This window comes from Streptomyces sp. P9-A4 (genome assembly GCF_036634195.1).
In the GTDB taxonomy this organism is placed as follows: Bacteria; Actinomycetota; Actinomycetes; order Streptomycetales; family Streptomycetaceae; genus Streptomyces.
The window spans coordinates 1,163,615-1,184,054 of the sequence record NZ_JAZIFY010000001.1; the positions used below are offsets into that span (position 1 = coordinate 1,163,615).

The following is a 20,440-nucleotide window of genomic DNA, read 5'->3' on the forward strand; positions in this document are numbered from 1 at the left end:
GCCGCGCGGCCCCTATGACCACCGGCTCACCCATCGTAGCCACGAGCGCCCCGGCGTACCGGCGGGCACCCGCCCGGCCGCGTCGGCGTCCCCCGGTGGGTCCTCCCGCGTACGACGTATGGACGCGTCCTGGCGTCGGTGCAAAGCTCGAAGGACCACCGCGGGCACCCGCAGGAGCCGTACCGCGACGCACCACTCCCCCGCGCCCGCCCGCGTCACGCCGCACCGTGCGAGCAGTCGGGAGGAACACATCATGGGTGACAAGGCGAACACGGCCGCCGGGGCCGCCGGAAGGGCTCCGACGGCCGACCGGCCCACGGCCGTACGGAACGTGGTGCTGGTCGGCCACAGCGGATCGGGGAAGACGACCCTGGTCGAGGCGCTCGCGCAGACGGCCGGTGCGGTCAACCGGGCCGGGCGGGTCGAGGACGGCGGCACCGTCTCCGACTACGACGAGATCGAGCACCGCCGGCACCGCTCCGTACAGCTCTCGCTCGTACCGGTCGGCTGGGACGGGTACAAGATCAACCTCCTGGACACACCGGGGTACGCCGACTTCGTCGGGGAGCTGAGGGCCGGTCTGCGCGCGGCGGACGCGGCCCTCTTCGTCGTCTCGGCCGCCCAGGAGGCCGACGCGGTCGCCGGCTCCACCCGGATGATCTGGGAGGAGTGCGCCGCCGTCGGCATGCCCCGCGCCATCGTCGTCACCCACCTCGACACGGCCCGCACCGACTTCGGCGAGCTGACCGCCCTCTGCGCCGGCCTCTTCGGCCGTGACGACCCGGACGCCGTCCTCCCCCTCTACCTGCCGGTGCGCGGCCCGGAGGGCGCCGACGGGCACGCGCCCGCGACCGGCCTCGCCGGCCTGCTGTCGGAGCGGATCCTCGACTACTCCACGGGGGTGCGCCGGGAGGTCCCGCCGGACGAGGAGCAGCGGGAGCGGATCGCGGAGGCCCGCGCCCGGCTGATCGAGGGGATCATCGCCGAGAGCGAGGACGAGACCCTCATGGACCGCTATCTGGGCGGCGAGGCGATCGATGGGAAGACCCTCGTCGACGACCTGGAGAAGGCCGTCGCGCGGGGCGCGTTCCACCCGGTGCTCGCGGCCGCCCCGGCCGCCGACGGCGGGACGCAGGGTCTGGGCACCCTCGAACTCCTGGAGCTGATCACGGGCGGCTTCCCCTCCCCCGTGGAGCACGAGCCCCCCGCCGTCACCACCCCCGACGGGCGCCCCCGGCCCCCGCTCTCCTGCGACCCCGAGGGACCCCTGGTGGCGGAGGTCGTCAAGACCGCCGCCGACCCCTACGTGGGAAGGATCTCCCTGGTCAGGGTCTTCTCCGGCACCCTGCGCCCCGACGAGACCGTGCACGTCTCCGGTCACGGTCTCGCCGACCGGGGCCACGAGGACCACGACGTCGACGAGCGGATCGGCGGGCTCACCTCTCCGTTCGGCAGGCAGCAGCGGCCCATGGCGCGGTGCATCGCCGGTGATCTCGCGTGCGTGGCCCGGCTGGGCCGGGCCGAGACGGGCGACACGATCTCCTCGAAGGACGATCCGCTCCTGATGCGGCCGTGGAGCATGCCGGAGCCGCTGCTGCCGCTCGCGGTCCGGGCCCATGGCAAGGCGGACGAGGACCGGCTCTCCCAGGGCCTCGCCAAGCTGGTGGCCGAGGACCCGACCCTGAGGCTCGAACAGAACCCGGACACCCGCCAGGTGGTGCTGTGGTGCCTGGGCGAGGCGCACCAGGACGTCGTCCTCGAACGCCTCAGGGGCCGGTACGGGGTACAGGTCGACGCCGTGCCGCACAAGGTGTCGCTGCGCGAGACGTTCGGTGGTGCCTCGGCGGGCCGGGGCCGGCACGTCAAGCAGTCCGGCGGCCACGGCCAGTACGCGATCTGCGAGATCGAGGTGGAGCCGCTCCCTTCGGGCAGCGGCATCGAGTTCGTCGACAAGGTGGTCGGCGGGGCGGTCCCGCGCCAGTTCGTCCCCTCCGTGGAGAAGGGGATACGTGCCCAGGCCGCGCGGGGGGTCGCCGCCGGCTATCCGCTGGTCGACGTCCGGGTCACCCTGCGGGACGGCAAGGCGCACTCGGTGGACTCCTCCGACGCCGCCTTCCAGACCGCCGGCGCGCTGGCCCTGCGGGAGGCGGCCGCCGAGGTCGACGTCGCCCTCCTGGAGCCGGTCGTGGAGGTCCGGGTGCTCGTCCCGGACGAGTACGTCGGGCCGGTGATGAGCGATCTGTCGGGGCGACGGGGCCGGGTGGTCGGCACCGAACAGGCAGGTCCCGGGCGGACCCTGGTGAGGGCCGAGGTGCCGGAGATCGAGATCGGGCGGTACCCGATCGACCTGCGGTCGGTGTCGCACGGCACCGGCCGGTTCGACCGCGCGTACGCCCGGCACGAACCGATGCCGCCGCAGCTCGCCGCGACGATGCGCGAACAGGCCGAAAACAGTGCCTAGTTGAGAGAATGACAGCGAGCGACGGGCGCCCGCCCCAGGTCGGGCGTACATCATTCGGCCGCGATATCCACAGGCGGTGACGCACAGGTCGGTCCCCGGTTACGCTGTGGTGCCCAGCTCAGAAGGTGTGCGGGGCGCGGCAGTTGGGAACAGCCCGCACAAATACTCGCGCGCGATGGGGGCGGCAGTGGCGATCGACGGTTTCGGACCCGGGGCTCAGATCCCCCTCCAGAACTCGGGGGGCGGTACGGGCGCGACCAACGCGCTCGCCTCCGCCGCGTACCGGGACAGTCCTCTGGACACGATCAAGCAGGCCGACAGCGAGCTCTACAAGACCACGGTCAAGGAAGGGAAGTGGGGGCTCTTCAGCCCCGACCTCGGGGAGGCCTTCTCCCGCGCGGTCCAGGCCCGCATGCTCGGCGGCGCCCGCAAGGCCCTCATCCAGTCCTTCGGCGCCGAGCCGCAGCCGGTCGTCGAACACTGCCTGGCCGCCACGCACCTGCGCAGGCAGCGCGACGTCAAGCTGACCCTGGTCACCTTCTTCTGCGGCGTCCTCTTCCTGCCCGGCCTGCTGCTCTGGCTCGGTGTCATCCAGCTCCGCCGGCTCGTCTCCGGCTCCGAGAACAAGCGCAACAGCGCCATCGGCACCGCCCTGCTCTGGGCCGCCGGGATCTTCGCCGCGCTCGTCCTGCTCAAGCTGCCCTTCGACGGGATCCTGCCGAACTACCTGCGCGCGATGGTCGTCGCCCCGGTCGTCGGCTGGTTCCTCGCGAGCCGGATCTGCCTGAACGCCGCGATCGACCTCCGCGAGCGCTGGAGCGGCCTGCTCGGCGGCGGCGGCGTCGGCCCCCACGTCCCCAAGTCCGTCCCCCAGGACCCGGGCGAGAAGTCGGCGGAGGCACTGCGGGTCAACCTGGAGAAGCTCTCCGCCGAGCAGCAGTCCAACATCGTCTTCTACGCCGGAACCAAGGGAATCCTCGGTCTGGGCACCCGCTGGGGCAACTGGACGCTCGCCGAGGAACTGGTCCCGCAGGCCGGCCGGGAACTCCACGCCTTCCGCGCCTGGGACATCGTCCGCAGGATCCACGACGAGCTGACCCTCCTGGAGCGCGGCACCCTCAAGACCGGCTTCCCCAAGCCGACCGTCAAGCACTGGATCGTCTCCCCGGTCGGCGAGGGCGCCGACGAGGTCAGCCGCCCCGAGGGCGACAACATCGTCCACTACCAGGTCAAGCCGCACGAGATACAGCGCATCTGCAACGACCAGCAGTTCGGCGCGGGCAACCGCCACTACCTCGGCGTGCAGTTCACGCTCTGGGACGGCAATCTGGTGCTGACCATGATGGTCACCGTGACCTCCCTCCTCCACACGCTCCGGATCGAGGTCACCGGGCACGCGCTCGGCCCCGTCCACGGCCTCTTCACCACGAAGCCGAAGGCGAAGACCAAGGAGGTCTCCAAGACCGTCCGCTTCTGGGAGACCAAGGAGATCCAGCAGCCGCTGCTCGGCACCAACGACATCGTCCGGCTCGCGGTGCGCGCCCCGCTCACCTGGTACCCGCCGGTCCTGGAGTACCTCGGCGGCAAGATGAGCCTGCCCGAGCCGTTCGGTCTGCGGCACGTGTGGGCGGGGCCGCTCTGGAAGAACCGCTTCATGGCCGACGACGCCATCCGCATGGCCGCGCCCGTGCTCCGCGCCGTCCACTCCGCGACGCTCAAGGTGCTCGACGAGCACAACGTGGACACGGAGCGCTTCACCAACCGCTCGCTGGCCCTCAGCGGCGGCATCCAGGAACCGGGCCCGAAGAAGGCCGACGTCTACGACGCCTGACCGGGGCGCACCCGGGAGGGACCCGGTCCCCGACAAACGCGAAGGGGCCCGGACCACGACCGTGGTCCGGGCCCCTCACCGTCCGCTCAGACCGTGGCCGGCCAGGCGTCGGCCAGCATCTTGCGGGTGTCGGCGAGCAGCTGCGGCAGCACCTTGGTGTGCCCGACGACCGGCATGAAGTTGGTGTCCCCACCCCAGCGCGGCACCACGTGCTGATGCAGGTGCGCGGCGATGCCGGCGCCCGCGACGGCACCCTGGTTCATGCCGATGTTGAAGCCGTGAGCCCCGGACGCCGCCCGCAGCGCGACCATCGCGCGCTTGGTGAGGTCGGCGAGCTCCGTCGTCTCCGCCGCGTCCAGGTCCGTGTAGTCGGCGACGTGACGGTAGGGGACGACCATGAGGTGGCCGCCGTTGTACGGATACAGGTTGAGGACCACGTACACGCTCTCACCGCGCGCGATCACCAGACCGTCCTCGTCCGACTTCGCCGGAATCGAGCAGAACGGACAGCCGTCGTCGGCGCCCGGCCCGGTGGGCTTGTTCTCGCCCTGGATGTACGCCATCCGATGAGGCGTCCACAGGCGCTGGAACGCGTCCCGCGTCCCCACTCCGATCTGCTGCTCCGGCTCAGTCGTCATGCTGTGCAGCATATTGCGTCGCCCGTTCGGAACGTGTCGCCGGGGCGGAAGATCCATGGAGCGGCCATGCTGATCCGATGAGCGTCAGGCCACCGAAACCGCCCCGCCAGGAGCGCTGGGACCGTCGTATGGAGATCCCGCTCGCCGTGGCCTCCCTCGTCTATCTCGCGGGCTACGCGGTCCGTGTCCTCGCCCGCCACCACCTCCCGCAGCTCTGGCTCAACATCTGCCTCACCGCCACCCTGGCGGCCTGGGCCCTGTTCGTCCTGGACTATGCGGTACGGCTCCGCCTCAGCGGCCAGGGCGTGTTCCGCTTCCTCCGCACCCATCTCCTCGACACGGTGGTCCTGGTGCTTCCGCTGCTGCGGCCGGTGCGCATGGTGAGCATCTACGACCGGGTGCAGCGCCGCCAGGACAAGCCCCGGCTCAGCCTCTACGCGCGCGTGATGGTCTACGCCGGCCTGACCGTGGCCCTGCTGGGCTTCTCGGGCGCGCTCGCCGTCTACAAGTACGAGGTCGGCGCCCCCGGCGCCACGATCGTCACCTTCGGCGACTCGGTGTGGTGGGCCTGCTCCACCCTCGCGACGGTGGGGTACGGGGACGTGACGCCCGTGACCCCGATGGGACGGCTGGTGGCGGTGGGCCTGATGGCCGTCGGCCTGGCGCTGCTGGGCGCGGTGACGGGTTCCTTCTCGTCCTGGCTGATCCAGACGTTCGCCAGGGAGGACGAGAAGAGGCCCCCGGGGAATTTCCCGGGGGCCTGATCCAAGCACCCCGCTCACGCGGGGCGCGCGTCACACCTGGACGCGGCGCTCCACCACGTCGAGGAGCTTCGCCAGCGCCTCGTCACGGGCGATGCCGTTCTCCTGCGAACCGTCGCGGTAGCGGAAGGAGACGGTGCCCGCGGCCATGTCGTCGTCACCGACGATGATCATGAACGGAACCTTCTGCTTCTGCTGGTTGCGGATCTTCTTCTGCATCCGGTCGGACGAGGCGTCCACGTCGACCCGCAGCCCCAGCTTCTTCGCGTCGGCCGCGAAGTCCTGGAGGTACTCGACGTGCGCGTCGCCGATCGGGATGCCGACCGCCTGGACGGGCGCCAGCCACGGCGGCATCGCGCCCGCGTAGTGCTCGAGGAGCACCGCGAAGAAGCGCTCGATGGAACCGAACAGCGCGCGGTGGATCATGACCGGGCGCTGCTTGGTGCCGTCCGACGCGGTGTACTCCAGGTTGAAGCGCTCCGGCAGGTTGAAGTCGAGCTGCACGGTCGACATCTGCCAGGTGCGGCCGATGGCGTCCCGCGCCTGCACGGAGATCTTCGGGCCGTAGAACGCGGCGCCGCCCGGGTCGGGGGTCAGCGGGAGGCCCTGCTTCTCGGCGACCTGCTGGAGGACCGCGGTGGCCTCCTCCCACGCCTCGTCGGAGCCGACGAACTTCTCCGGGTCCTTGGTGGACAGCTCCAGGTAGAAGTCGGTCAGACCGTAGTCGCGCAGCAGGTTCAGGACGAAGGTGAGGGTCCTGTCCAGCTCCTCCGCCATCTGCTCGCGGGTGCAGTAGATGTGCGCGTCGTCCTGGGTGAAGCCGCGGGCCCGGGTCAGACCGTGCACGACGCCGGACTTCTCGTACCGGTACACGGTGCCGAACTCGAACAGGCGCAGCGGCAGTTCACGGTAGGAGCGGCCGCGCGCGTCGAAGATCAGGTTGTGCATCGGGCAGTTCATGGGCTTGAGGTAGTAGTCGGTACCACCGTCGAGCTGCATGGGGGGGTACATGCCCTCCGCGTACCAGTCCAGGTGGCCGCTCTTCTCGAAGAGGGCGCCCTTGGTGGCGTGCGGCGAGTAGACGAACTCGTAGCCCTCCAGCTCGTGCCGCCGGCGCGAGTAGTCCTCCATGACCCGGCGGATGATGCCGCCCTTGGGGTGGAAGACCGCGAGGCCGGAGCCGATCTCGTCCGGGATGGAGAAGAGGTCCAGCTCGTTGCCGAGCTTGCGGTGGTCGCGCTTCTCGGCCTCGGCGAGGAAGTCGAGGTGGGCCTTGAGCTCGTCCTTCGACGGCCAGGCGGTGCCGTAGATGCGCTGGAGCATCGGGTTCTTCTCGCTGCCGCGCCAGTAGGCGGCGGCGTTGCGCATGAGCTTGAACGCCGGGATGTTCCGGGTGGTGGGCAGGTGCGGACCGCGGCAGAGGTCCTTCCAGCACAGGTCGCCGGTCTTGGCGTCGAGGTTGTCGTAGATGGTCAGCTCGCCGCCGCCCACCTCGACGTTCGCGCCGTCGTCGGTCGACGCGGAGCCCTTGATGCCGATGAGCTCCAGCTTGTACGGCTCGTCCGCCAGCTCGGCGCGGGCGTCCTCGTCGGTCACCACACGGCGGGCGAAGCGCTGGCCGCGCTTCTGGATCTCCTGCATCTTCTTCTCGATGACCTTGAGGTCCTCGGGAGTGAAGGGCTTCTCGACGTCGAAGTCGTAGTAGAAGCCGTCCCGGACCGGCGGGCCGATGCCCAGCTTGGCCTCGGGGAAGAGCTCCTGCACGGCCTGGGCCATGACGTGCGCGGTCGAGTGGCGCAGGATGTCGAGACCGTCCGGGGAGGAGATCTCGACGCCCTCGACGACATCGCCGTCGGCGAGCTCGTACGACAGGTCCTTCAGTTCGCCGGCCACACGGGCGGCGATGACGGTGCGGTCGTCGGCGAACAGGGCGCCGGCGGTGGTGCCCGCGCTCACCGCCCTCTCCTCTGCTTCCGAGGCGGACTGGACGGTCACACGGACATCAGACACGGGTACTCCGTACATAAGGGCGCAGGCAGACACGAGGTGCCGGCGCCGGCGGTGCGCGACAGAGACGAGGTGCCGCGCACCGCTGATCCTACCGAGACGACCGGCCCGCCCGCGAAGCGGTTTGCCACCGCCCGGCCGCACCGTCCCCGGTCCGGCCGCACCGTCCCCGGTCCCGGCCTCCGTCCTTTCAGCCCTCGTCCGGCCCGCACGCCTCCTCGAAGAAGTCCAGATTCTCCTGGAGCGACTTCATCAGCCGGTCCCGCTCCGTCTCATCGACCTGTACGGGGACGACCCCCGACGCGTCGGTGAGCCGCCGGAAGCCGCCCCGGCTCTCCAGCCGGCCCACGACCCGGATGGGGAGCCCTACGAGATGGGCGTGCCCCGCCGTGCGGTACGCCTCCTCGTCCAGGGTCACCCGGACGTGCGGGACCTCCGCGCCGCCGAGCACGCGGAGCCGTACGGTGCCCTCGCCGCGCGTCCCGGAGCGGCGCATGCGGACGACGGCGCCGGTGAGCCTGACCGGTACGGACGGTTCGCCGGTGAGGTAGCGGGCGCTCGCCTCGCGCAGCGCGGGCAGGTCGCCGGGCGAGAACTCGACCGGTTCGGGCCGGGCGGCGCAGCCCTCGGGCGCCCCGGCGGACGGCGCCCACTCCAGGGCGACGCGGGCGCCCTCGGTGCCCCGCACGAGGGCGACGAGGGCCTCGGTGAGTTCCCGGCTGACACCCGCCTCGACGGCGGCGTCGAAGGCCTCCATGCCGCCGGTGGCCCGCTGGTAGTCGGTGGCCTCGCGGGCCGCGTGGAGCGCGTGGTAGAGCCGCACGGCGATCGGGCGGCCGGGGTCGACGGGCAGGAAGGCGGTGAGGCCGCGCCCGCCGGGGGCCGCGCCGACGACGACGGTCTCCAGGGAGGTCTGGGCGGGTCGCCGGTGCCGGGCCCCGTAGTAGCCGGCCCGGCCGCGTACGGCGAGGGCGCCGGCCAGCAGGAGCTGGCGGGCGGCGGACCTGAGCTGCTCCTGCACGGTCCAGGGGACCGTACCCGCGGGGCCCGGGGGCACGTCGCGCCACCAGCGGATCTCGTCACTGGGCACGGCGAGGCCGGTGAGGACCTCGCGGGCGGAGGGCGTGGCGCTGTGGGCGAGGGCGGTGAGGGCCTCGCCGAGCAGGTCCTCGCAGTCCGGGAAGGAGCGGCTCTCCGGGACCAGGAGGCTGGTGCCGGAGCCGCTGCCGGGCGGGGTCCAGCGGCTGTAGCGGCCGGCCGCCCCGCCGCGCCGCCGCCAGCCGTGCCGGGCGAGGAGGGCGCCGAGGACGCGCGGGTCGACCCTGCCCGGGTCGGGGGCGCCCTGGGTGTCGGCCCAGGGTCCGGTGGGCGGGGCGGGGATGCCCGTCCAGGGCCCGGGGGTGTCGCCGGGCGGCGGGTGGGGCCGGTAGGGCGGAGGGACGGGGCCGCGCCCGGCTCCGCCCCCCTCGTCCCCGAACCCCGGTTCGTCGATCGGTCGGTGCATCAAGGTCTCCCTCCCACGCCGACCCGGGTCATGATCTCGCAGAGTGCCCGGTCGTCGAAGATCCGCGTCGTCGGGATGCGCACGGTGGTCCGGCGCCGTCCCGTGACCGGCTGTCCGGCCAGGTTGGTCCAGTAGCAGCAGTGCCGCAGGTCGAGGCGGTCGTGGCTCGCCCTGAGCCAGTCCTCAGGTGCCCGCGGGACGAGCATCACGACGAGGATCTTGTGGACGGAGACCGGGGTCCTGGCGAGTTTCACCAGGTGGTCGTTGTCGAGAGTGAACGAGAACGTGCTCCCGGGCGGGCGCGGCGGTATCTGGTAGGTGCACTTGAGCTGCACCTTGATGGTCACCTCGTCGTCGACGGTGTGGCCGGGAGCGCTGTGGCTCACGTGCCAGTCGATGCCGTTGTCCGGAAAGGGCTGGGACAGCGAGCAGCCGGCCGCGGCCGCGACGGCGTGCAGGTATCCCACCTGAAGGGTCTCCATGCAGGCGGTGGTGGCGAGTGAGCCGCGTGTCGGAGCCAGCCGCTGGGGCGGCAGCCCTCCCGACTCGGGCTGGGCGAGCGCCATGTCTTCTTCCTTCCCCGTCCCTTCTGTTGTGACCGGTCCGCGTACGGCGCAAACAGTCCGGGTATCACCGTTTCGGGGGCAGGGGGTTGGCCATCTGCCGCACGTGTGCAGGGAGTTCAGGGATGACGATGCACTGGTACGAAGGACCCCTGGCCGCTTTCGACACGGAGACCACCGGGGTCGACGTCGAGGGCGACCGGATCGTGTCGGCCGCTCTCGTCGTGCAGGACACGGCGGGAGCACGTCCGCGGGTCACGCGCTGGCTGGTCAATCCGGGCATACCGGTGCCCGAGGGGGCCACCGCCGTGCACGGGCTGACGGACGATCACCTCCAGCGGAACGGCCGCTGGCCGGCCCCGGTGATGGAGGAGCTGGCGCGCGCGCTGGCCGAGCAGTCCGCGGCGGGACGGCCGCTGGTGGTGATGAACGCGCCGTTCGACCTGACGATCCTCGACCGCGAGCTGCGCAGGCACCGGGCGTCCACGCTCGGCGACTACCTGGCGGGCAGCCCGCTGTGCGTGCTGGACCCCCGGGTGCTGGACAAGCATCTGGACCGGTACCGCAAGGGCCGCCGGACGCTGACCGACCTGTGCGCGCACTACGAGGTGGATCTGGCGGGGGCGCACGACGCGGCGGCGGACGCGGCGGCGGCGCTCGATGTCGTACGGGCGGTGGCGCGGCGCTTCTCGGCCCGCCTGGAGCGGCTGACCCCGGCGGAGCTGCACACCCTCCAGGCGGTGTGGCACGCGGCGCAGGCGCGGGGCCTACAGGCGTGGTTCACCCGGCAGGGGACGCCGGAGACGGTCGACCCGGCGTGGCCGCTGCGGCCGGAACTGGGCACGGCGGCCTGACACATGACAGAGGCCGGTCCGTCTTTCGACGGACCGGCCTCTACCCGGTGGGCGATACTGGGATCGAACCAGTGACCCCTTCGGTGTGAACGAAGTGCTCTCCCGCTGAGCTAATCGCCCGGGAACGGGTTGAACCATACAGGCCTTCGCGCCCCGCGTTCAAACCGGCCGGCCGGCCGCCCGGCCACCGCCCTCAACGACGCTCTTCGAGCGACCCCTTCAGACGGGCGGCGAGTCCCCGCCGTCCGCCTCGCATCATCCAGGCGTGGTTGGCGCGGAAGACGGGCCGGCCGAGGACGGCGAGGGCCCGCAGGAGGCGGGCGTGGACCTCGACCTCCTGCTCGTAGACGGCGCGGGTGCCGGTGCCCTCCGGGGCGAGCGTCCAGCGGGCCCAGCCCACCAGGTCGCCGCCGAGTCCGACCTCCAGGACCCCGGCCGCGGGGTCGCGGCGCAGGGCGCCGGCCGTGACGACGAGGTCGTACGGGAGGAGGGAGCGGAAGCGGGCGGTGCCGGTGGTGGTGTCGAGGGGGACGAACTCGCGGACCTGGGGCCACCAGCTCGGGTACTCCTCGGCGCGTTCGAGGACGGCGTAGACGGCCTCCGGCGGGGCGGCGAGCCGCCAGACGCTGCGGAAGCGGTACCGGCACCAGTCCATGACCCCAGTGTGGGGGTACTCAGGGCGTTCGGGCCGGAAGATGAGTACCGGGACGCATTCCTGCGGGCCGGGGCCGGGGCCACACTCCGGACATGGACAACTCCCTGCCACCCGCGGACGAACTGGTGCTCGTCGACCGCGAGCTGGCCCAACTCGACGGACGCCGGTCCCAGTTGCTGGCCCGGCGGGCCTGGCTGATCCAGGTCCTCCACGCGTCGGCCGCGCCGATGGCGCCCCGCCCGTTCGCGACCCCGGCTCCGGCGGACTCGACGCCCCGGAGCGCGCAGAACGTGCTGCTGACCCTGGGCGGCACCCTCCTGACGATCGCGGCGGTCGCCTTCACCCTGGTCAGCTGGGGCTCGATGGGGATCGGCGGCCGAACGGCGGTCCTGTCCGTGGTGACCTCGGCGGCGCTGGCGACGCCGGTGGCGCTGCTGCGCAGGGGCCTGGTGTCGACGGCCGAGTCGGTGGCGGCGCTGGGTCTGGTCCTGATGGTGCTGGACGCGTACGCGGTGCACCGGGTGGCGCTGCCGGAGACGGGCGGCCTCGGGTACACGGCGGTGGCCTCGGCGGTCCTGGCGGGCGCGTGGACGGCGTACGGCTCGGCGCTGTCCCGGCTGCGGATTCCACTGCCGGCGGCCGTGGTCGCCGGGCAGCTGCCGCTGCCGCTCGGTGTGCTGGCGGCCGGTGGCGGCCCGACGGCCTTCGCCTGGGCGGCCCTGGTCACCGCGGCGGCGGACGGGGCGGTCGTGCTGTGGACCCGTCCCGCGGCGGTGCGGATCACGGCCGCGACGGGTGCGACGGCCCTGGGCGGCTGGGCGCTCCTGACGGGCGGCTGGCTCTCGCTTACCTCGCCGTGGAGCGGTGCGGCGCTGCTCCTGGCGAGCGCCGCGGTGACCCTGTACGCGGCCTGGCGGACGCCTGCGCTGTCGGTGGCGGCGTCGGTGGTCGCGGGTCTGGCCTCGGTGGCGGCCTTCGGCGGCCTGCTGCGCGCCGCCCTGCCGTCGGACTGGACGGTGCCGGGGTACGTCTTGTGCGGGCTGGCTCTGGTGTCGGTGTGGCGCCCGCGCGCGACGGCGGCGCCGGGGGACGGGCGGCGGGCGCCCGAGGACGGCGTTCCCGCACCCGCCGCCGGCCCCGGGACGACCGCCGCCGGGCCCCGGATACCGGCAGGCATCCGGCTCGGGCTCGCCGGCACCGGGGCCGGGGTCGCGGCGCTCGGGGTCCTGTGGGCGCTCCCGCCGGTGGCGGCGGGGCTGCTGGGGCCGATGGCCCGGACCACCGAGGTGTGGTCCGGCGAGCACGCCGGGCGCGTGCTGGCCTCGTACCCGGGGACGGCCGTCCTGGTCCTGGCGGTGGCCGCCGCCGTGCTCGCGGCCCTCCCCCGGCTGTGGTCCCGCTGCGGGTCCCTCGCCCTCGTCTGGGCGCTCCTGACGGCGCTGCCGGTCTCTCTGGGCCTGCCGTACGCGGCGACGCTCGCCCTCCAGCTCCTGACGAGCGCGGCGGCCCTGTGGATCGCGCTCCGCCCGGGCCCGCTGACGCGTGGCCTGCGGGAGCCGAGGCCCCGGACCGCACCGACCACGGGCACACCCGCGCCGGATGCCCCCGGCATGCCCTCCGGGCCCGCGTGGCCCGCCTGGGCGCCCTCCCGGCCCGTGACGCGGGCCCCCGTGCTCGCGCCCGGGGCCGTCATCGGGTGGAGCGCGTACGCCGGCGGGCTCGCGTCCGCCGTGAGCGCGGTCGCGCCGGCCCTGGACGTGCGGGGAGCGACCTTCGCGGTGCTCGGGGTGGTGTTCGCGCTCCTCACGGGCGTGGCGGTGCTCGGCAGGGACAGCCGCCGGGTGGTCGCGGCCTGTGGCGCGGTGCTCACCGCGACCGGGCTCGTGCTCTCGGTGGCGGCGGCCGGCGGGTTCGAGGACCACTGGACGGCGCTCGCCCTGCTCCTGGTCCCGGCGGCGACCGCGCTCGTCGGCGCCAGGGCGCGCCCGGTGGCCGTGGCGGTCGAGATCACGGGCGCCGCCGTGGGGGTGCTCGCCCTCGGGTTCGCGGTGTCCCGTCCGGCGTTCCTCGCGCTCGCCCTGGCCCTGGGCGGGGTGATCGCGGCAGCGACGGCGGTACGGCCGGAGCGGCGGCGGTTCGCCTCGTGGACGGCGGCGGTGCTGTTCCTGGGGGCCGCCTGGGTGCGGCTGGCGGTCTGGGAGGTGACGACCCCGGAGGCGTACACCCTGCCGGTGACCGTGCCCGCGCTGGTCGTCGGGTTCCTGCGGCGGCGCCGGGACCCGGAGGCCTCGTCGTGGACGGCGTACGGCCCGGGTCTCGCGGCGACGCTGCTGCCGAGCCTCGTGGCGGCCTGGACGGACCCGGAGTGGGCGCGCCCGCTGGTCCTGGGGGTCGCGGCGCTGGTGGTGACGCTGCTCGGCGCGCGGTTCCGGCTCCAGGCGCTCCTGGTGCTGGGCGGTGGGGTGCTGGCCCTGGACGGGCTGCACGAGCTGGCGCCGTACGTGGTGCAGGTGGTGGGGGCGCTGCCGCGCTGGCTGCCGCCGGCCCTCGCCGGGCTGCTGCTGCTCGCGGTCGGCGCCACGTACGAGCAGCGGCTCCGGGACGCCCGGAGGCTGCGGGAGCGGCTGGCGCGGATGCGGTGAGCGGGGAACGCCGAAGGCCCGGAGACGGTGTTCCGTCTCCGGGCCTTCGGTCCGGGTGGTGGGCGATACTGGGTTCGAACCAGTGACCCCTTCGGTGTGAACGAAGTGCTCTCCCACTGAGCTAATCGCCCCGGCGCACCGCAAACATTACCGCATGTCAGCGGGGCTCCCGAACCATCCCGGAGTCACTCGTCGATCTTCCACGGCATGACGAGGCCGAACTTCCAGAGGTAGACGCCGAGCAGGGCGGCGATGATCACCAGGCCGACGGTGGTGAGGATGATGTTCCTTCGGCGGACCTTGGGGTCGAGGGCGCGCTGCGCGGCCTCGGTGACCTTGCGCTTGGTCCAGCGGAGCACGAGCTGTGCCCAGACGAACTCGGTCGCCCAGATCGCCATGCCGCCGAAGATGACCAGCCAGCCGGGCCCGGGGAGCGGCAGCATGACCACTCCGGCGCCGACCACGGCGAGTCCCACGATGAAGACACCGACCTGCCAGCTCAGATGCAGGCCTCGTCGGGACTTGATGAACTCCGGCGCACGGGATCCCAGTTCGGCTTCTTTGCCGTCTGCGGACTCCCCGGCGCGCTCGTCACTCTCCGCATTCATGCCCACCAACCTACCGGACCGGACGCCCTCACTGGAATGGCGGCATTACCGCAGGTCACACGCACCCATACGAGCGACCTGAACGATCACAAAACCGACAGAGGGGTTTACAACGACCCTGGAGGTGGCATGTCGATTTCGCCGACGTGCGAATCCCCGAGCGCACACTGAGCGAAAGGCCCTGGCGCTTATGAACACCACGGTCAGCTGCGAGCTGCACCTGCGCCTCGTTGTGTCGAGCGAGTCCTCACTGCCTGTACCCGCGGGCCTGCGGTATGACACGGCCGATCCCTATGCCGTGCACGCCACCTTCCACACCGGAGCCGAGGAGACGGTCGAGTGGGTCTTCGCCCGCGACCTTCTCGCCGAGGGGCTGCACCGGCCCACCGGCACGGGCGACGTCCGAGTCTGGCCGTCCCGTAGTCACGGTCAGGGAGTCGTCTGCATCGCGTTGAGCTCCCCCGAGGGAGAAGCCCTGCTCGAGGCCCCTGCGAGGGCCCTGGAGTCGTTCCTGAAGAGGACCGACGCCGCCGTGCCACCGGGCACCGAGCACCGGCACTTCGATCTCGATACGGAGCTCTCCCACATCCTGGCCGACAGCTGAGCCAGGCCGAGAGCCGCACGGCGCCGTCCGACTCGGGGCGACGGCGCCGCGCGGGCAGTCACATAGGCACGACACCGGCGCTCCCCACCGCGCAGCCGGCGCGGTGGTGGGCGCCGTTGTCCTTTTCCCGGTCGCGCTAAAGTCAGCGCCATTCCGCGGGCGCCCGCCCGTGGCCGGCCAGGGAGCGAATCGTGCTGATCCCCCACGACACCCGGATCGCCCTCGACACCGTCGTCGATCTGATGAACACCGCGCCGCAGGGCGACCGCGAGGACGAGCTCGCGGACATCCCGGGTCTGCTGACCTTCGTCCGCGCGCACAAGGTCAGTGGCGTGGGCGACCTCGGAGCCGCCGATCTGCGGGCCGTGCGCCAGGTGCGAGAGAAGTTCGCGGCGGTCTTCTCCGCCCCCGAGGCCCGCATCGCGGCCCCCCTGATCAACCAGCTGGTGGCGAACGCGGGAACCACGCCGCAGCTCACCGACCACGACGGCTACGACTGGCACGTGCACTACTTCGCGCCGGGCGCCTCGGTGGCCGACCACCTCGCGGCCGACTGCGGCATGGCCCTCGCCTTCATCGTCGTGGCGGGCGAGCAGGAACGGCTGCGGCGCTGCGAGGCACCGGACTGCGGCCGGGCCTTCGTCGACCTCTCCCGCAACCGCTCGCGCCGCTACTGCGACAGCCGCACCTGCGGGAACCGGCTGCACGTGGCCGCGTACCGCGCCCGCCGCAAGGAAGCGGCGGGCTGACCTCCCCCGGCCGCTCCCCCGGCCACGGGGTCACAGCACGAAGAGATCGTTGACCGCGGCCAGCAGCAGCAGACAGCCGATCACCCCGAGAAAGATCATGAGGGGTGGCTGGGAGAGCGCGAACAGGCAGCCGCGCGGCTCTTCGGCGGGGGCATCGGGGGCGGCGGGGACGGTCTCCCGCGAGGTATCCAGCATCTCGGGGGGATGATCGCGCACGCCGGACCCCGGAAATCCCGCAACACGCCCCACCGCAGGGCCCGTTCATCCCTTCCCGTGGATCATGGGAACGGGATGGGGGCGGGATGGGACCGGGAATCGCCAGAAGTGATCAGATCCCGTGCTTCTTCAGAATCGCCTCGATGTCGCTGAAGTCCTCACCGGAGGACTTGCCGGCCGGGGGCTTCGCCGCCACGGCGCGCGAGGGCGCCGACGCCCCCGGGGCCACGGTTCTCTGCTCGGCTCCCCCGGTGATCTCCTTGCGTTCGCCACGGCGCCGCTCGACGGCCCGGGTCGACAGGAACAGCAGCCAGGCGGCACCCAGCACACCGAACCCGGCCCAGGCGACCGGGCTGAACGCCGTGTTCACGATCCAGTCGACGGCGCCCGTCATCACCAGGCCGAGCGGCACCAGGGCGTAGGCCGTGATCCGCGCGGCGGACAGGAATCGCTTCCGGTACGCCATGACGGCGGCGATGCCCAGGCCCGCCACGGACACCGCGGAGCAAATGGTCTCGGCGAGCATGCGGTCCTCCAGGTCCCGGGTGATACGTCCCTTCCATCCTGCACCGACGGGAGCGTCCGGGGCCATGTTCCGAGGCCGGTCTCAGGGAGATCTCCGGGTCCTCCCCGCCGGATCTCCTCCCCAGGTCCCGGTGGTAACCCCGAGGGTCCCGGCGGGGCGGACCGGTGAGGGAGACTGCTGTCATGAGTGACACCACCACCGCACCGACCTCCCCCGTCGTCCTCGAGGCCTGGTTCGACCTCCAGTGCCCCGACTGCTTCCAGGCCCTCGGCGACGTCCGCGCGCTCCGCGAGAAGTACGGCGACCGGCTCGACGTACAGCTGCGCCACTTCCCGCTGGCCAAGCACAAGCACGCGTACGCCGCCGCCCAGGCCGCCGAGGAGGCGTTCGAGCAGGGCAAGGGCTGGCCGTACGTGGAGGCGCTGCTCGCCAGGACCGCGGACCTCGCCGAGCGGGGCGAGCCGCTCCTCCTTGAGGTCGCCGGCGAACTGGGCCTGGACGCCGAGGAGTTCGACACGGCGCTCATCGACGGCCGGCACCTGCTGACCGTCGACGCCGACGAGGCCGAGGGCAAGGCGATCAAGGTCACCGGCACCCCGACGTACGTCATCGGCGGCGAGCGGCTCGACGGCGGTCAGAGCCAGGAGGGCCTGCGGGAGCGCGTCGAGGAGATCGCCGACCGCCTCCTCAAGGGCTGACCGCTCCCGAAGGCCCGACCGCTCCTCCCGTAGGGCTGACCGCCCGCCCCCGCACTACCGCAGCGTCTTGGCGCTGTTGACGTAGGTCGTGCGGTAGCCCAGCGACTCGTAGAGCCGGATCGCCGGAGTGTTGCCCGCGAAGACGTGCAGTCCGAGCAGGGTCTCCCCGGCCTCCAGGGCGACCCGCTCGGCGAGCCGCATGAGCGCCCGGCCGTAGCCGAGCCCGCGGTGTTCCTCGTCAACCTCGATGTCGTACACGAAGGCCGCCCACCGCCCCGGTTCGATCTCGATCCGGCCGGTCCACAGGAACCCGGCGGCCCGTCCGTCCCGTACGACCACGTGGATCGCGACACCGGGCGTGGCCAGGCCGTCCGGCAGGTACTTCCGGTGGCTGTCCTCGGCCTTGGCGCGGGCCTGCCCCTCCGGGACCCCCCGGTCGATCCAGCTCTGCGCGAAGCCGTCCTTGGCCCGCGTCTCCCAGGCCGCGTACTCGGTCCCGCTCATCGGCCGGACCTCGACGCCGTCCGGCAGGGCCGGCGGCTCGGCGGGCAGTTCCTTGACCATGTTCCGGCTGCGCTCGGCGTAGCCCAGCGAGCGTGCCGTCCGCAGCGCCGCCTCGGCGTCCGCCGGAACCGATATCTGCACCTCGGCACAGTCCCAGCTCCGCAGCACCTCCTCGGAGGCGAGCGCCGCGACCGCGCCCCGGCCGCGACCGCGGTCCGGCTCGTCGATCCCGAGGCCGCTGATCACCCCCGAGGCCGCGCCGAAGCCCGGATCGGTGGAGAGGTGGACGGAGCCGACGCGGCGGCTGTTCACGCACACGTCGTACGTACGGGAACGCCCGCCCTCGGGCGTCTGCTGAAGCGGCTCGGCCGGCCGCAGGGTGGTGGTCATCAGAGGTGTTCTACCCACCCCGGGGCCGTACGTCATCAGGATTTCGGCGGCGACGGGCGCTACCCGAGACGCGGATCCCGGTCCCGGGCCGCGTGCTCGTCGAAGATCCGCATCGCCTTGGCGGTCACGGGGCCGGGCGTCGCGGTCAGCTCGCGCCCGTCGACCCGGTGCACGGCCTGGACGTCGCGGAGGGTCGAGGTCAGGAAGATCTCCTCGGCGCTCTCCAGCACCTCCAGCGGCAGATCGGTCTCCTCCGCGCCCGTCCACTCGACCGCGAGGGCGCGGGTGATCCCGGCGAGGCAGCCCGAGGAGACCGGCGGGGTGAGGATCCGGCCGCCGACCACCACGAAGACGTTGGAGCCGGTGCCCTCGCAGAGCTGCCCCACGGTGTTGGCGAAGAGCGCCTCGGACGCACCCTGCTCGCGCGCCCTGGCGAGGGCGACCACGTTCTCGGCGTACGAGGTGGTCTTGAGGCCGGTGAGGGCGCTGCGCTCGTTGCGCGTCCAGGGCACGGTGATCACGGCGGTGGTGTCGGCCCGGCGGCCGGTCTCGCCGAGGGCCACCACGAGGCTGGGGCCCGCGTCGCCGCGCTCCGAGCCGAGCGGGGAGAGCCCGCCGGTGTACGTGATGCGGAGCCGGCCGAGGGCCATCGGGTTGGCCTCCAGGACGGCGGCGCAGGCGCGGCGGACCTCGTCGAGGTCCGGATCGGGGAGACCGAGACCGCGCGCGGAGCGGGTGAGGCGTTCCAGGTGGAGGGTGAGCGCGAAGGTCTCGCCGTGCTCGGCCTTGACCGTCTCGAAGATGCCGTCACCGACGGTCAGTCCGTGGTCCAGTACGGAGACCCGGGCGGTCTCCGCGTCGTGCAGCCCGCCGTTGACCCAGAGTTTCATCGAGAAGTGGCCTTTCCGCTCGCCTCAAGGGCGCCTGACTCGTAGGTTCCCGACGCTATCGCGACGAGCCTGGCCGCCTTGAGCTCGGTCTCCTCCCACTCGCGCTCCGGGTCCGAGCCCCAGGTGATCCCGGCGCCGGTCCCGAAGCGCAGCACGCCCTCCGGGCGGTCGATCCAGAAGGTGCGTATGCCGACGGCCAGCTCCGCGGTGCCCGCGTCGGCGTCCACCCAGCCGACGCCACCGCAGTAGGGGCCGCGGGGAGCGGTCTCCAGGGCCTCGATGATCCGCAGCGCGCTGGACTTGGGCGCGCCCGTGACGGAGCCGGGCGGGAAGGTGGCCGCGAGCAGCTCGGGCCAGCCGGCGTCCTCGCGCAGCAGACCGGTGACGGTGGAGACGAGGTGGACGAGGCCCGGGTGCTCTTCGAGGGCGCAGAGGGCGGGGACGGCGACGGAGCCGGTCCGGCTGACGCGGCCCAGGTCGTTGCGGACCAGGTCGACGATCATCACGTTCTCCGCGTGGTCCTTGGGGAGGAGGTCGGCGGCGGTGCGGCCGGTCCCCTTGATGGGCCCGGAGGAGAGGAGTGCCCCTTCCCTGCGCAGATAGAGCTCGGGTGAGGCGGTGGCGATCTCCACGCCGTGCGCGGGCAGCCGAATCGTTCCGGCGTACGGAGCGGGGTTGCCGCGCGCGAGGAGCGAGGTGAGGGCGTCGACGTCGGCGGTCGCGGGGTGCGGCAGCGGCGCGGTCAGCACCCGGCAGAGGTTCGCCTGATAGACCTCGCCGCGCGCGATGTGCTCGCGCACGCGCCGTACGCCCGCGACGTACGCGGCGCGGTCGAGCGAGGACGTCCAGTCACCGGCGGCGGGGCCGCGCCAGGCGCCCGGGACGGGCGGGGGGACGGGGTCGGCCCGCACGTCTCCGAAGCGGGCGCAGGTCAGGCGCCCCTCGAAGTCCGCGCAGACGGCCCAGAAGCCGGCGGAGTCCAGGGCCTCGGGGTCGTGGGTGACGTCCCGGAGATCGGTCGCGACAAGGCCGCTGAAGCGGGCCAGAGGGGCTAGGTCGTGCACGCATCGAGTCTAGGTCGGCCGGCGGAGGGGCGGAGGGGCCGGTCTCCAGGGGACGGGTGGGGCGACCGGTCGACGGAGGACGGCAGGCGCGCTGGCGGGGGCTCCCCGCCACCCGGGGAACACGGCGAGTGAACGTGGCGCGAACCCTCCGGGACGCCCCGCCGGGCACCTGGATCGGCGCGCAGGTCAGCACGCTGCGGAAACGCGTTTTTGTGCTGGCCCAGGAATCCGCTAGAGTTCAACACGTCGCCGGGACGCGCAAGCGAAACGGAAAC

Annotated in this window: 19 protein-coding genes and 2 tRNA genes; 8 read left to right on the plus strand and 13 right to left on the minus strand. The window is 72.7% G+C overall.

Going from position 1 to position 20,440, the window contains the following annotated elements:
* Positions 1 to 253 precede the first annotated feature (253 nt).
* On the plus strand, positions 254 to 2,461 hold the full coding sequence (locus tag V4Y03_RS05115; RefSeq protein ID WP_332434157.1) for an elongation factor G-like protein EF-G2: 2,208 nt from the start codon (positions 254 to 256) through the stop codon (positions 2,459 to 2,461).
* A 175-nt stretch (positions 2,462 to 2,636) separates the two neighbouring features.
* Complete coding sequence (locus V4Y03_RS05120; protein WP_332434158.1) at positions 2,637 to 4,292, plus strand: hypothetical protein; 1,656 nt, start codon at positions 2,637 to 2,639, stop codon at positions 4,290 to 4,292.
* An 86-nt stretch (positions 4,293 to 4,378) separates the two neighbouring features.
* Here the strand turns inward: V4Y03_RS05120 and V4Y03_RS05125 are convergent, their stop codons facing one another.
* A complete protein-coding gene (locus tag V4Y03_RS05125) occupies positions 4,379 to 4,942 on the minus strand; it encodes an HIT family protein (protein ID WP_332434159.1) in 564 nt (187 codons plus the stop codon).
* A gap of 65 nt (positions 4,943 to 5,007) precedes the next feature.
* On the opposite strand from V4Y03_RS05125, the gene V4Y03_RS05130 reads away from it, so the two are divergent.
* Complete coding sequence (locus V4Y03_RS05130; protein WP_332434160.1) at positions 5,008 to 5,694, plus strand: potassium channel family protein; 687 nt, start codon at positions 5,008 to 5,010, stop codon at positions 5,692 to 5,694.
* A 30-nt stretch (positions 5,695 to 5,724) separates the two neighbouring features.
* Here the strand turns inward: V4Y03_RS05130 and thrS are convergent, their stop codons facing one another.
* The 3 genes from thrS to V4Y03_RS05145 all read right to left on the minus strand — a co-directional run bounded on the left by thrS (position 5,725) and on the right by V4Y03_RS05145 (position 9,768).
* Positions 5,725 to 7,701: a threonine--tRNA ligase gene (gene thrS / locus V4Y03_RS05135; RefSeq protein ID WP_317874506.1), complete on the minus strand. Its 1,977-nt coding sequence runs from the start codon at positions 7,699 to 7,701 to the stop codon at positions 5,725 to 5,727.
* Between the two features lie 187 nt (positions 7,702 to 7,888).
* A complete protein-coding gene (locus tag V4Y03_RS05140; RefSeq protein WP_332434161.1) occupies positions 7,889 to 9,202 on the minus strand; it encodes a hypothetical protein in 1,314 nt (437 codons plus the stop codon).
* Positions 9,202 to 9,768, minus strand: a complete 567-nt coding sequence (locus tag V4Y03_RS05145; RefSeq protein WP_317878797.1) for a DUF4365 domain-containing protein — start codon at positions 9,766 to 9,768, stop codon at positions 9,202 to 9,204. The genes V4Y03_RS05140 and V4Y03_RS05145 overlap by 1 nt, the downstream gene beginning before the upstream one ends.
* 122 nt (positions 9,769 to 9,890) lie before the next feature.
* Between V4Y03_RS05145 and V4Y03_RS05150 the strand changes: the two genes are divergently transcribed.
* A complete protein-coding gene (locus V4Y03_RS05150) occupies positions 9,891 to 10,619 on the plus strand; it encodes a 3'-5' exonuclease (protein ID WP_332434162.1) in 729 nt (242 codons plus the stop codon).
* A gap of 48 nt (positions 10,620 to 10,667) precedes the next feature.
* Here the strand turns inward: V4Y03_RS05150 and V4Y03_RS05155 are convergent.
* A tRNA-Val gene (locus tag V4Y03_RS05155) sits at positions 10,668 to 10,739 on the minus strand.
* Between the two features lie 73 nt (positions 10,740 to 10,812).
* Positions 10,813 to 11,274, minus strand: coding sequence for an SRPBCC family protein (locus V4Y03_RS05160; RefSeq protein ID WP_332434163.1), 462 nt, complete (start codon positions 11,272 to 11,274; stop codon positions 10,813 to 10,815).
* A 92-nt stretch (positions 11,275 to 11,366) separates the two neighbouring features.
* Here V4Y03_RS05160 and V4Y03_RS05165 point away from each other — a divergent pair, with 92 nt between their 5' ends.
* On the plus strand, positions 11,367 to 13,916 hold the full coding sequence (locus tag V4Y03_RS05165) for an SCO7613 C-terminal domain-containing membrane protein (RefSeq protein WP_332434164.1): 2,550 nt from the start codon (positions 11,367 to 11,369) through the stop codon (positions 13,914 to 13,916).
* Positions 13,917 to 13,972: 56 nt separating this feature from the next.
* Here the strand turns inward: V4Y03_RS05165 and V4Y03_RS05170 are convergent.
* Positions 13,973 to 14,047 (minus strand) — tRNA-Val (locus V4Y03_RS05170).
* A gap of 54 nt (positions 14,048 to 14,101) precedes the next feature.
* Positions 14,102 to 14,524 (minus strand): TIGR02611 family protein, encoded by a 423-nt coding sequence (locus V4Y03_RS05175; protein ID WP_317877525.1) that lies wholly within the window; start codon positions 14,522 to 14,524, stop codon positions 14,102 to 14,104.
* Between the two features lie 190 nt (positions 14,525 to 14,714).
* Here V4Y03_RS05175 and V4Y03_RS05180 point away from each other — a divergent pair, with 190 nt between their 5' ends.
* Together V4Y03_RS05180 and V4Y03_RS05185 are read left to right on the plus strand one after the other, a co-directional pair.
* Entirely contained in the window at positions 14,715 to 15,128 is a 414-nt protein-coding gene (locus V4Y03_RS05180; RefSeq protein WP_015032345.1) for an SsgA family sporulation/cell division regulator, read from the plus strand.
* Between the two features lie 191 nt (positions 15,129 to 15,319).
* Positions 15,320 to 15,877, plus strand: coding sequence for a CGNR zinc finger domain-containing protein (locus tag V4Y03_RS05185; RefSeq protein WP_317877524.1), 558 nt, complete (start codon positions 15,320 to 15,322; stop codon positions 15,875 to 15,877).
* A gap of 30 nt (positions 15,878 to 15,907) precedes the next feature.
* On the opposite strand, the gene V4Y03_RS05190 is transcribed toward V4Y03_RS05185, so the two are convergent.
* Both V4Y03_RS05190 and V4Y03_RS05195 read right to left on the minus strand, forming a co-directional pair.
* Positions 15,908 to 16,072, minus strand: coding sequence for a hypothetical protein (locus tag V4Y03_RS05190; protein WP_317877523.1), 165 nt, complete (start codon positions 16,070 to 16,072; stop codon positions 15,908 to 15,910).
* Positions 16,073 to 16,205: 133 nt separating this feature from the next.
* On the minus strand, positions 16,206 to 16,619 hold the full coding sequence (locus V4Y03_RS05195; protein ID WP_332434165.1) for a hypothetical protein: 414 nt from the start codon (positions 16,617 to 16,619) through the stop codon (positions 16,206 to 16,208).
* Between the two features lie 182 nt (positions 16,620 to 16,801).
* On the opposite strand from V4Y03_RS05195, the gene V4Y03_RS05200 reads away from it, so the two are divergent.
* Complete coding sequence (locus V4Y03_RS05200; protein WP_317877521.1) at positions 16,802 to 17,317, plus strand: DsbA family protein; 516 nt, start codon at positions 16,802 to 16,804, stop codon at positions 17,315 to 17,317.
* Between the two features lie 54 nt (positions 17,318 to 17,371).
* Here the strand turns inward: V4Y03_RS05200 and V4Y03_RS05205 are convergent, their stop codons facing one another.
* From V4Y03_RS05205 to V4Y03_RS05215, 3 genes are read right to left on the minus strand one after another with little or no spacing between them, the layout of a single operon-like run.
* Positions 17,372 to 18,211, minus strand: coding sequence for a GNAT family N-acetyltransferase (locus V4Y03_RS05205; RefSeq protein ID WP_317877520.1), 840 nt, complete (start codon positions 18,209 to 18,211; stop codon positions 17,372 to 17,374).
* Positions 18,212 to 18,270: 59 nt separating this feature from the next.
* Positions 18,271 to 19,101: an aminotransferase class IV gene (locus V4Y03_RS05210; RefSeq protein WP_332434166.1), complete on the minus strand. Its 831-nt coding sequence runs from the start codon at positions 19,099 to 19,101 to the stop codon at positions 18,271 to 18,273.
* Complete coding sequence (locus V4Y03_RS05215; protein ID WP_332434167.1) at positions 19,098 to 20,165, minus strand: chorismate-binding protein; 1,068 nt, start codon at positions 20,163 to 20,165, stop codon at positions 19,098 to 19,100. The genes V4Y03_RS05210 and V4Y03_RS05215 overlap by 4 nt, the downstream gene beginning before the upstream one ends.
* Positions 20,166 to 20,440 lie beyond the last annotated feature (275 nt).